The organism is Dokdonella sp., from assembly GCF_051958935.1.
GTDB lineage: Bacteria > Pseudomonadota > Gammaproteobacteria > Xanthomonadales > Rhodanobacteraceae > Dokdonella_A.
Map to the genome: position 1 here is coordinate 19341 of NZ_JBQCFP010000078.1, position 11533 is coordinate 30873.

Consider the following 11533-nt stretch of genomic DNA (forward strand, 5'->3'; position numbering starts at 1 on the left):
CCGAGCCGGCCTTTTTTCGGGATCGGCTCCGTCGCCGCTTTCCGCGATGCGCCCGGCCCACCCGCGCAAGCCGGCATCTCATGGGGCGGCGCCTGCCGCGAATGCTCTTTCGCCCGGTGCGCCAAGGGCGTCCTACGACGGCGCCGTTGCCACCCATCCGCGGAAGGTGAACGCGGCATAGAAGAGCTCGATGCGTTCGAAACCCGCCTGGCTCAGCAACGCGACGTCGGCGTCGGGATCGAGCAGCGGCAGTCGACGGCTGATCGCATCGATCGCACGGCGCGCATTCGCCGCGTCGATGCCGGACGCCGTCGCGAATGCGGCATAGCGTTCGAGCCAGCGTGCCTTCTCCGTCGCCTCCTGCGGGAAGCTGTGATGCGCGACGACGAACGGCGCACCCGGGCGCAGGCGCCTGCGCACCTGCGCCAGCGTGCGCAGTCGTTCGGCCGCATCGAGGAAATGCAAGGTGAGCAGGCAGGTCGCGCCGTCGAACGGTCCCTCCGGCGCGGAGTCGATATAGCCCTCATGCAGTTCGATGCCCGCCAGGCGTTCATCGAGCGTCGCGCGGGCGAGCGCGAGCATCTCGGCCGACGGATCGACGCCGGTGAAGCGCCACGCCGGATGCGCGTCGGCGAACACCCGGAGTTCCAGGCCGCCGCCCGCGCCGAGCACCAGCACGCGACCGTCGTCCGGCATCGCCTCGGCGAGCAGCAAGTGGGTCATCGTGTGCAGTGCATGCAGCCCCGGCACCTGGCGCGCCGGGCCGTCGGCATAACGCGCGACGGTTTCGGGATCGGAGAACGACACGGCAACCTGCGCGTCCGGACGGCGATCCGACCGATCTTACCGCCAGATATCGCAGGACGAAACCCGCTTCCCGCCTGTGCGGCCTCGATCGCTCCGAACCCACGGTCGGCGTACTTGTGTCATGGCATAAATCTGCCAGCCGATTCGTTTGACAGTGTGTCGCGGCGTGTCGACGATCGAGGGCTTCCGGCGCCGCGGCCCGCGCGCTCCGAAGCAATGCGGGCTGCCTGCCTTCGCAGACCAGAGGTCCCCATGCGCACACCTGCCCTCGCCATCGGTTCCATCGCGATCCTCACTGCCGCCACGTTCGCCGCGCCCCCGGCCCGCGCCGACGTCATCGGCACGTCGATCGGCACCGACCTCATGGTCGACGCCTCCTACGGCACCGGCGGGTACACGATCGTCAACTACAACGACGACGCGGGCACCTGGGACGAAGTGGTGCGGCTCCTCCCCGCCGACGGCGGCGGCACCTGGATGGTCGGCTTTCATCGTACCGACGCCACCGGCGATCGCTTCGCGATCTCCCGCCTCGATGCGAACGGTGCGCTCGACATGAGCTATGGTGACGGCGGCAAGCGTCTCGCCGACACCGCGATCAATCTCATCCGTGACGTGATCCTCGTCGAGGATCGCTTCTATCTGACCGGCATCCATTACCTCGGCGGCGGTCTCGGCGACGCGGTCGTCGCCTGCGTCATGCTCGACGGCACGCCGTGCGCAGGGTTCGGCGACGCGGGCTCGGTCGAGCTGCCGCTCAATGCCCCGGGCTTCAACAGCGACGGTGCGCGCATCCTGCATCGCGACGGCGCACTGTACGTGATCGGCAACACCGACCCGGGTGGCAAGTTCGGCAGTTCCAGCGCCATCGTGGTCGCCAAGCTCGATGCCGCGACCGGCGCGTCCGTCGCGAGCTTCGGCGATGGCAGCGGCCCGCTGCCGGGCTCCGTCGTGTTCGACCCCAATCTCATCGAGGACAGCTGGGACTTCGCCTATGCGGCCGCATTCGCGGCGAACGGCGACCTCCTCGTCGCCGGCTCGGCGCAGTACGACCGCGGCACCAAGGCGTACGTGCTCGCGCTCGACGCGGACACCGGCGCGCCCGACAGCGCATTCGGCGACGGCGGATACGCGTGGGCGTCGCTGCAGAATGGCGTGAACCGCGACGAGCTGACGGTGCGCGCGCTGCATGTATTCGATGATGGCCGCATCGTCGCCGCCGGCAATGCGAACCACGACGACGAGTTCTTCAACTCGATCACCGGCATATTGCTCCTTTCGCTGCAGCCGGACGGCACGCGCTCGCCCGGCTTCGGCGTCGACGGCCTCTCGCATGCGGATGCCGGCATCAACCTGCAGGTGACCGACTTCGCCGTGCGCCCGAACGGCGACCTCCTCGTGTCGACGCCGTCGAACGGCCTCCTGCCGGACGACTACATCTCCGACAGCCTGCAATCGGTCCTCCAGTTCGACGCCGCCGGCAACGGACCCACCGCGACCGTGTCGTTCGAATACCCGTCGCTCGTGCAGCCGCAAGGCTGGCCGATGTCGCTGCTCGTCGACGCCGACGACCGCGTGCTCGTCGGCGGCGCGCGCCTCTGGGACTACAACTTCCCCGTCCCCGACGCCGACCACGTCGTCACGCGCCTCGTCCGTGACGTCATCTTCGCCAACGGCTTCGACGGGATCGTCGTGCGCTGAGCAGCTCGGCTGGGAACAGAAGCGGAAGCGGAAAGAAGGAGGAGCGGAAGCAGGGAATGGGCGAACGCCTGATCTCTCCGCCGCGCCTCCTTCGTGGTTCAATCTTTCTTGCCCTCCGTACGACGCCTGGTATTCAGTCGCCGGGCGCTCGGCGCACCTGTGCGCGTGCCTTCGTCGACGTGGCCGGCACTGCGGTCGGCGCGTTGTTCGGCGGGCGGCGCGATGCGGCGCAGGTTGAGCGCCGTGTTGATCAGCGCGATGTGCGAGAACGCCTGCGGGAAGTTGCCGACGAGACGTTTTTCGTCGACGTCGTATTCCTCCGCGAGCAGGCCGACGTCGTTGCGGATCGCGAGCAGGCGTTCGAACAGGCGCACCGCGTCGCGACGGCGGCCGAGCATCGTGTACGCGTCGGCGAGCCAGAAGCTGCAGGCGAGGAAGGCGCCCTCGCCCGCGGGCAGTCCATCGTCGTCGGCTTCGCTGTCGTAGCGCAGCACGAAGCCGCGGCGCACGAGGTCGCGCTCGATTGCCGCGACCGTGCCGACGATGCGCGGATCGCGCGGCGGCAGGAAACCGAGCTGCGGCATGAGCAGCAGGCTCGCATCGAGGTGGTGGCCGCCGTAGCTGCGCACGAAGGTCTTGCGTCGGCCGTCATAGCCCTTTTCGCAGACTTCACGGTGGATGCGGTCGCGCAGCCGGCGCCAGTGCGCGACCGGCCCGTCGAGGCCGAGGCGCTCGACGCTCTTCACGGCGCGGTCGAAGGCGACCCAGGCCATCACGCGCGAGTAGGTGAACGCGGCGGGATCGCCACGCACTTCCCATATGCCAGCGTCGGGTTCCTGCCAGACGGATTCGAGGTGTTCCAGCAGCGCGCGCTGCAGGTCCCAGCCCGATGCATTCGTCGACAGCGATCCACGCCGCGCATGATGCAGGGTGTCCATGAGTTCGCCGTAGACGTCCAGTTGCAACTGCGCGTGCGCGGCGTTGCCGACACGCACGGGCGCGGAGCCTTCGTAACCGGCGAGCCATGGCACGGTCCATTCGGTGAGCCGGCGCTCGCCGGCGAGGCCGTACATGATCTGCATCTGGGCGGGATTGCCCGCGGCCGCGCGCAGCAGCCAGTCGCGCCACGCGGCCGCCTCTTCGAAGAATCCCGCATTCATCATCGCGAGCAGCGACAACGTCGCGTCGCGCACCCAGCAGTAGCGGTAGTCCCAGTTGCGACTGCCACCGAGCGCTTCGGGCAACGACGTCGTCGGCGCTGCGACGATGCCGCCGGTGGGCGCGTAGGTGAGTGCCTTCAGGATGATGAGCGAGCGGCGGATGTCGGCGCCCCAGCGGCCCTCGCCTTCGAAGCGCGCGCTCCAGGCCGTCCAGAACGCCTGGGTTTCCTCGAGCGCGATCTTCGGTTCGAGCGCCCGCGGCGGCGGTTCGTGCGAGCGCGTGTAGGTGAGCACGAACGGCACCGCATCGCCGCGCTCGACCGTGAATGCGGCGGTCAGGCGTTCGCCGCCGCCACGCACGCCGACCGGTGTGCGCAGGGTGACGCTGTCGGGCCCCGCGATCGCGCGCAGCGCGCCGTCGTCGAGCTGTGCCACCCACGGCACCTGCGCGCCGTAGCCGAACCGCAGGACGAGATCCATCGCAATCGGCACGCGGCCTTCGTCGCCGCGCACGATGCGCACGACGTCCGAGGCGGCGCCGCGTGGCGGCATGAAGTCGACGATCGTCACGCGGCCGGTGCGCGTCAGGAAGGTCGTCTCGAGCACGAGCGTCGCGCCGCGGTAGGCGCGCGTGGTCGAGCGCAGTGCGCCGCGCGGGCGGATGCGCCAGCGGCCGTTGTCGGCGCTGCCGAGCAGTGCGGCGAGGCAGGCGTCGCTGTCGAAGCGCGGCCAGCACAACCAGTCGATGGAACCATCGCGCCCGACAAGCGCCGCCGTCTCGCAGTCGCCGATGAGCGCGTAGTCCTCAATGCGCGCCATGACGCGCGCTGAAATCGAGCACGACCTTGACGTCGTCCGCACGCGGCGCGAACGCGTCCTGCCACGTTTCGAGCGATACGCGGCGCGTGACGAGCCGGTTCAGCCAGTGCCGGTCCGCCGCGGCGAGCGCGCCCGCGCCGGCCGCATAGTGCGCCCGGCGCGCGTTGACGGAGCCGAACACGACGGTGTTCTCGAGCACCATCTCGCGATTGATCGCGCCCGCGTCGACGCCGATCCTGGTGCCCGCACGCGAGACGCCGGTCAGGCAGAGGATCCCGTTCGGGCGCAGGCGGCGGATCGCTTCGAGGATGACCGGCGATGCGCCCGTGCATTCGATGACGACGTCGAACGCCTCGCCCGCGGGCGGCGGCGAGTGTTCGGTCGCGTAACGCGCGCCGAGCTCGCGCACGAGCGTGGGTTTGGGACCCGATTCCGCGCGGTCGTACACGGCGACCGCGCAGCCGCGCTGCACGCCCATCATCGCGGCGAGCAGGCCGATCGGACCGGCGCCGGTGACCCAGACGTCGCGGATCGTGCTCGCCGATGAGCGTGCGGCGAAGCGTTCGATCTCCTCCCACGCCTTGGCGACGACGCTGGCCGGCTCCGTCAATACGCCTGCGACGCCGAGCGCAGGGTCGACGCGCACCGCGAACTCCGGTTCGATGCGCACGATCTCGGCTCCGTAGCCGTCGCGACCCTTGATGCCGCATTCGGTGTATCGGTCGTTCTCGCACAGGTCCCATTCGCCGATCGCGCAGTGTGCACACGGCACGGGATCGGGCCGTCGCACGATGCCCGCGACCGCGTCGCCGACCGAAAAGCCGCTGCCTGCCGGCGCTTCGAGCACGCGTCCGAGCGACTCATGCCCGATGACGAGGCGCTCACGCCCCGGCGGCGCTTCGCCGTAGCTGCCCGCAAGCAGCTCACGATCGGTACCGCAGACACCGATCGCATCGATGGCGACGACGAGCGCCCCCTCGCCGACGTCAGGCGCGGGCAGCGTCTCCAGACGCGCCGACCCTGCACGCCCGGGAATGAACGTGACGGCGCGACGGCGACGATCGGCATCCATGCGACCACGACTACGCCCCCGGCGCTGAATCGCACATATCCGCAAGTACGAAAAGGATCGAAAGCAGGATCAGAAAATTGGAACGTGAAGCAGGCCGAGCTCACGAAGGTGTGCTCGGTGTGCTTCATGTTTCAGGCTTCTGTCGTTCTCGCTGAGTCCGGTTGCCGTCGAATCCGTCATCGAAGATGAAGGCAGGATCGGTGTCGAGCAGGAGGTCGAGGTTAGTGACGGCGTTGGGGTATCCCGATGAGATGTGCAGTGTGCCGAAGCGGACCTGGTTGTCGCCTTCGACGAGTTCGGACAGGGGCACGTCGATCGCGTGGTTGTAGCCTCCGGTCTGGCCCGGCGAGTCGAGCATCGCGACTTCGCCCGGCGTGAAGGCGCGTTCGTGCGGGGGATGGCCGTTGAACTGCCAGCGCAGGCGACCGGTGCCGAGGCGGATGCCGTCGATGTCGTAGCCCTGGTAGTAGCCGTTGAATACGAGCCGCGCGCGCGTCGCGTGGCGCAGCGACACGCCGCGGAAGACGAGTGGCTCCCCGAGCGCGCCCGCGCCGTCGGGGATCACGTAGCCGAGGCTGAGGCCCGGATGTTCGATCACGTTGACGACGCCGGGCGGGAACTCGTCGGTCGTCGTGAACGTGTGCGGGACGAGCGCGGCGGGTACTTCGTATTCGCGCGTGCCCGGCAATACCGGACCATCGAAACCGATGTTGTCCCAATAGGTGTTCCACGAGCGCAGCGGGCGCGGCAGGCCGCCGAACGTGATGCCGTACTTCCAGGTCGCGTGGTTGTGCGCGATCAGCGAGACGTAGCCGCGCGTGAACGGCAGCGGCGTCTCGAACGTATCGATGCGCCGGCGCACGAGTGGGCCGAAGTGGATTCCGTCGGCGGAGGGTTCCGAGGTGAGCACCTCGATCTGCGTCGTCGACAGGCGCAGCTCGACGCGGCTGAGGTGGCCGCGCTGGCGCGGTACGTCGTCGGACGTGCCGGCGAGGTCGGTCATCGCGTAGTCGCGCACGTCGTGGACCTCGACCGGGCTGCCGAGGAACACGACGACGACGCCGTTGCGTGGATTGGGACCGCGGCCGTTGACGTCCCAGCTCGGCGCGGGTGATGGATCCTCGCTGATCACGACACTCGTGTACCCGAGCAGGAAATTCGAGGCGAGGTCGGTATCGAACACGAGGCGTCCGGTGCGACCGGCGAAATCGAACGGTTGCCGGATGCGGTACGCATTGCTGCCGTAGTTCTGCGAGCCGACCGCGGTCATGAGGTAGTGACTCTGGATCGGCGCCGACGGATTGCACACGAGCGTGTCGCGCGTCGGCATGAGCAAACCCGTGACGTCACTGCGGCACGGCGGCGGTTCTTCCGCGATCAGGCCGAATTCCGCCTCCCACACCCAGAACGTGACGCCGTCTCCTGTCGACAGCGACGGCGCGTAGCGCGTCGTACTGAAACGCGTGCGGCTGAGTTCGACGCCGCGTCCGCGGTCCGACGCCGGTGCGGGGCCCTGCTCGAACGTTTCGCAGAAGGCGGCCTGGGCAAGCAAGCATGTCGCGTGGACGGCGTGCGCGGCGAGCGCGAGCGCGGCGACGAGCGCCGTGCGTGCGGCGGCGGGCCCACCCGGCACACCCCGCCGCGAGCGCAGCGTGTTGCAGTTCGCTCGAAGACTGCGCATGCGCATCACTCCGCCACCGCGTCGCGCGCATTGTCGGAGCGGCGGGCATGGGGTTTCATCGACGGCTTCGCAGTTCCGTCGTGGTGGCATGGGCGAAGGGCATCGCGACTGAAGCCGCCCCACAAAAATGAAAACTCCGGCATCGATCTGCCTTGCGTGGGAGCGACTTTTCGGTCGCGATGCCTCGCCTGCCACGCCGGGCGGCAACTTTCGCAGCGGGTGCGTATACTCCGCCTGCTACTCGACTCCACAGGGGGAATCGATGCACACGTTCACTACGCGCCTGCGCAGGCGCGGGCGGCTCCTTGCGTCCGCGATCGCGCTCGGCGCCATCGCCGCGTTGCTCGCGTCGCCCGTCACCGACAGCCGCGCGGGCACGCCGACGTATTCGATCGACTTCCATCGCATCAGTTCCGGCGCAGCACGACTGCGCGGTGCGTGCTACCGCCTCGCCGGCAGCACCGGCGAAGCCGCGCCCGGCTATTCGAGCGGGCCGACGATGGAGGTGATCTCCGGTTTCTGGACCGCCGCGGCCAATCCGCCGGACCAGATGTTCTTCAGTGGATTCGAGGGGTGCTGACGATGAACCGTTTTCCGTCCAAGCTGATCGCGCTCGCGCTCGCCTGCGCGTTGCATGGCGCCGTCGCCGCGCCGCTCGCGCCGCAATCGAGCGCGTTCACCTACCAGGGCCAGCTCAACGCGAGCGGCACGCTAGCCAACGGCACCTACGTCTTCACCTTCACCCTGTTCGATTCGCAGAGCGGTGGCGCTCAGGTCGTCGGCACGGCGCCGATCCAGCAGTCGATCGCGGTCGTCGACGGCCTGTTCACGACCGATCTGGATTTCGGTCCCGTGTTCAACGGCACGCAATACTGGCTCGAGATCAAGGTCGGCACGTCGATCGCGAACCAGGAACTCCTCGCCGGCCGCCAGGCCGTATCCGCGGTGCCGGTCGCGCAGTACTCGCTCAATCCGGGTCCTGCCGGTCCGCAAGGTCCGACCGGACCCGCCGGACCGACTGGCCCGCAAGGCGAAGCGGGTGCCGTCGGCCCGGCCGGTGCGCAAGGCGCGACGGGACCGGCAGGCCCTGCCGGACCGACCGGAGCGGAAGGCCCGCAGGGCGCCACGGGTGCAGCCGGTCCGCAGGGCGCGACCGGCCCGATCGGGGCAACCGGGCCGATCGGCGCGACGGGGCCGCAAGGCGCCACCGGACCGATCGGCGCCACCGGGCCACAAGGTGCGGCGGGACCGACCGGCGCGCAGGGTCCGCAGGGCGTGCAGGGTGCGATGGGTCCGGCGGGTGCAACCGGTGCGACGGGCCCGCAGGGCGCGGTCGGGCCGGCCGGTGCTCAGGGGCCGCAGGGCGCGCAGGGGCCACAGGGCCCGATCGGCCCGATCGGCCCGACCGGCGCGGCAGGACCGACCGGGCCGCAGGGCGTGGCTGGCGTTGCCAATGTTTACGGCGATGGCTCCGATGGCGCCGGCTCGTTCGCTTCGGTCGACTGGACCCTGGCGCCACCGGCGAGCACATTGCAGTTCACCAATCTCACCGTGACCGGCACGCTCACCGTGCCGAGCGGCCTCGTGATCCGTGCGACCGGCAACGTCACGATCAACGGCCAGATCGTCGTCGCGACCAACACGAACGCGGGCGCGGGCATCGGCAGCTCGGCCGCGGTGCTCGGCAACAACAACGTCGGCGTCGGCGGCGGCGCGGCGAGCCCGCTGTTCGCGCGGCTCGGCGTCAGTCCCGGCCCCGCCGGCGGCGGTATCGGCCCGTTCGTCAACAGCAGCGTGCAGACGCCCGCGGGCGGCGGCGGCACGGTGGTGATCCTCGCCGCGGGCTCGATCACGGTCGGCGCAGGCGGCGCGATCCGCGCCGACGGCGCAACGGGTACGCCTGCTGTCGCGTCGACGAGCAATGGCGGTGGCGGCGGTGGCGGCGGCGTCATCATCCTCGCGTCGAAGACCGGCAACAGCAACAGCGGCACGATCAGCGCGGCGGGCGGCAAGGGTGCCGATGCGCTGGCCGGTGCGACCGGCTCGGCGGCATCGGGGGGCGGCGGTGGCGGCGTCGTCAACCTGCTCGCGCCGGCGATCATCAACGGCTCGATCAACGTCAACGGCGGCGCGGCCGGTGCGGGCACCAACAGCAACGCGAACACCGCGTTCGGTGGCGGCGGCGGCGGTTCCGCCGGTGCCGGCGGCAACAGCGGCAACATCGGCACGGCGGCGACTGCGGGCGGCACCGGCAGCATCTTCACGAAGATCACGAGCGACCCGTCGCCCCTGTTCGTCTCGCCGGTGCATCGCTGACACGGGCCGCGCGGCCGGCGATCGTCGCCGGCCGTGCGCGAAAAGGGTTCCGGGGCGGAGCGGATTTCGCGCAGCGTCGAGTTTGCGCCGTCGCGGCCAAGGAAGGCGCACCCTGAACTCCGGCCCTTTACGGGCTGTCATGGCGGATTGACCTCGATCAAGGCGGGGCATGCAGCACCGGAGGACGCTGTGCGCATCTGCTGCGACGGGAACCGCGATGGACATCCGGGATGCGATCTACCAACGCCGTGCCGTTCGCGCATACAGCGACGAGGCGGTCGACGAAACGACGCTGCGCGAACTCATCGACGCCGCCGTGCAGGCGCCGAGCGCGATGAATTCGCAGTCGTGGACCTTCTGCATCGTGCGCGATCGATCGATGCTCGCGGACATCGCCACCCGCGCTCGCGAGTTCATGCTCGCCAATACACCCGCCGGCCTCCTTTCGCATCACGCGAACACCGTGCTGCACGGAGCGGGTTTCGACATCTTCTACGGCGCACCCGCACTGGTGCTGATCTGCAGCACGACCGACCACCCGTGGGCCGTCGAGAACTGCGCGCTCGCGGCGGAAAACCTCATGCTGGCCGCACACGCCGCAGGCCTCGGCACCTGCTGGATCGGTTTCGCGCAAGCGTGGCTGCGCAGTCCCGAAGGCAAGGCGTTCCTGCACCTGCCGCCGTCGGTGCACCCGGTCGCTCCGATCGTCGTCGGTCATCCGGCAACGACCACCGCGGCAGTGCCACGCCGGCCTGCCGAAGTGCGCTGGGTCGGGCAGGCACCCCGAGAATCCGCTGCTGCCGGCTAGCAGGCTGTTGAAAAACAGCCTGCTGACGCGATCCAGGGATGGATCGCTCGCGAGTCGACGACGCACGTCGTTGAATCGCGCAAGCGAGTCCGGACATGCGCCGGACTCGCTGAGTTGAAAAAGCGCTGGATAGCGCCTTTTCAACATCCTGCTAGAGCAGATTCGTCACCATGCCGGCAACGCCAGGCGCATGGGCCGGGATCGCCTCAGCCTTCGTCGTCGACGTCGTCCTTCTCCGGCGGCTCGCGCGATTCGGCCTTGTCGATCTTGCGTTGGGCCTCCGTCGGCGAATCGGCGACCGACGGCAACGCGTTCGGTGAAGCGAGCAGCAATGCGGGGTCGACTCGCTTGCCGAGCCAGCGAATGCCCAGGTGCAGGTGCGGGCCTGTCGCGCGCCCGGTCGCGCCGATCTTGCCGAGCACCTGGCCGCGCTTGACCACGTCGCCGTCCTTCACCGCGATCGACGACAGATGGAAGTTCATGCTGACGAGGCCGTCCCCGTGGTCGACGAACACGGAGTTGCCGGAGAAGAACTGCTCGCCCGCGAGCACGACCTTGCCGTCCGCGACCGCCTTGACGGTGTTGCCTCCGGGCACCGGATAGTCGCGGCCGCTGTGCAGGCTGCGATGCTCCGCATCGAACGTGCGCAAGCTGCCGAAGTCGTCTTCGCTCTTGGGCAGGCTCGCCGTCGGCGCGGCGAGCGGCAAAGAGAACGAGGGCGCATCGAGCGTGCCGCCGATGATCTTGCCGACCGCCGCGCGCTCGCGCTTCGCGCGCGCGAGGTCGTCGTTGCTGATGTGCAGGTAGCGATCGAGCGTATCGGGCAACGTCATCTGCACGTCGGGGAAGTCGGCCTTCTCCACGCGCAGCGTTCCGGCGTGCTTGCGCCCGTCCTGGTCCCACAAGGCGATCGCATGCACGCCTGGCTTCGCGCGAATGTCGACCGGGTAGTAGCAGACCGCATCGACCGCGGCGTAGCGTTTGCCGTAGATGCCGCATTCCTTCGCCGCGAGGCCGGTCCAGCGGCCCACTCCGCCCTGCTGCACGGTGACGACGTCGGCAGCGACGGCCGCCGATGCGATGGACAGGCTGCTGACGAAGGCGGCGACGGCAGGACGAAGGCGCATGGTCGGACTCCCCGGCGGTGGTGCGCGCATCGTGATACGCGC

General features: G+C 69.4%; 8 protein-coding genes and 1 pseudogene. 4 read left to right on the top strand and 5 right to left on the bottom strand.

Features of this window, described 5'->3' with window-relative positions; genetic code table 11:
* Positions 1–132: 132 nt before the first annotated feature.
* Positions 133–807 (bottom strand): class I SAM-dependent methyltransferase, encoded by a 675-nt coding sequence (locus ACTHK2_RS06990; RefSeq protein WP_440244988.1) that lies wholly within the window; start codon positions 805–807, stop codon positions 133–135.
* A 252-nt stretch (positions 808–1059) separates the two neighbouring features.
* On the opposite strand from ACTHK2_RS06990, the gene ACTHK2_RS06995 reads away from it, so the two are divergent.
* Positions 1060–2508: a hypothetical protein gene (locus ACTHK2_RS06995; protein ID WP_440244989.1), complete on the top strand. Its 1449-nt coding sequence runs from the start codon at positions 1060–1062 to the stop codon at positions 2506–2508.
* A gap of 230 nt (positions 2509–2738) precedes the next feature.
* Here the strand turns inward: ACTHK2_RS06995 and ACTHK2_RS07000 are convergent.
* The 3 genes and pseudogenes from ACTHK2_RS07000 to ACTHK2_RS07010 form a co-directional block, all read right to left on the bottom strand.
* Positions 2739–4487, bottom strand: a pseudogene (locus ACTHK2_RS07000) (glycoside hydrolase family 15 protein); the annotation flags it as partial.
* Positions 4474–5559, bottom strand: coding sequence for a glucose 1-dehydrogenase (locus ACTHK2_RS07005; RefSeq protein WP_440244990.1), 1086 nt, complete (start codon positions 5557–5559; stop codon positions 4474–4476). The gene ACTHK2_RS07005 and the pseudogene ACTHK2_RS07000, both read right to left, overlap by 14 nt.
* Before the next feature lie 124 nt (positions 5560–5683).
* Complete coding sequence (locus tag ACTHK2_RS07010; RefSeq protein WP_440244991.1) at positions 5684–7240, bottom strand: hypothetical protein; 1557 nt, start codon at positions 7238–7240, stop codon at positions 5684–5686.
* Between the two features lie 262 nt (positions 7241–7502).
* On the opposite strand from ACTHK2_RS07010, the gene ACTHK2_RS07015 reads away from it, so the two are divergent.
* The 3 genes from ACTHK2_RS07015 to ACTHK2_RS07025 all read left to right on the top strand — a co-directional run bounded on the left by ACTHK2_RS07015 (position 7503) and on the right by ACTHK2_RS07025 (position 10364).
* Positions 7503–7820 carry a hypothetical protein gene (locus ACTHK2_RS07015; protein ID WP_440244992.1) on the top strand — a complete coding sequence of 106 codons (318 nt, stop codon included), beginning with the start codon at positions 7503–7505 and terminating at the stop codon, positions 7818–7820.
* A 2-nt stretch (positions 7821–7822) separates the two neighbouring features.
* Entirely contained in the window at positions 7823–9556 is a 1734-nt protein-coding gene (locus ACTHK2_RS07020; RefSeq protein WP_440244993.1) for a hypothetical protein, read from the top strand.
* Between the two features lie 217 nt (positions 9557–9773).
* Positions 9774–10364 (top strand): nitroreductase family protein, encoded by a 591-nt coding sequence (locus ACTHK2_RS07025; RefSeq protein ID WP_440244994.1) that lies wholly within the window; start codon positions 9774–9776, stop codon positions 10362–10364.
* 206 nt (positions 10365–10570) lie between these two features.
* Here ACTHK2_RS07025 and ACTHK2_RS07030 read toward each other — a convergent pair whose 3' ends face one another.
* Positions 10571–11491 carry a M23 family metallopeptidase gene (locus ACTHK2_RS07030; RefSeq protein ID WP_440244995.1) on the bottom strand — a complete coding sequence of 307 codons (921 nt, stop codon included), beginning with the start codon at positions 11489–11491 and terminating at the stop codon, positions 10571–10573.
* Between the last annotated feature and the right edge of the window lie 42 nt (positions 11492–11533).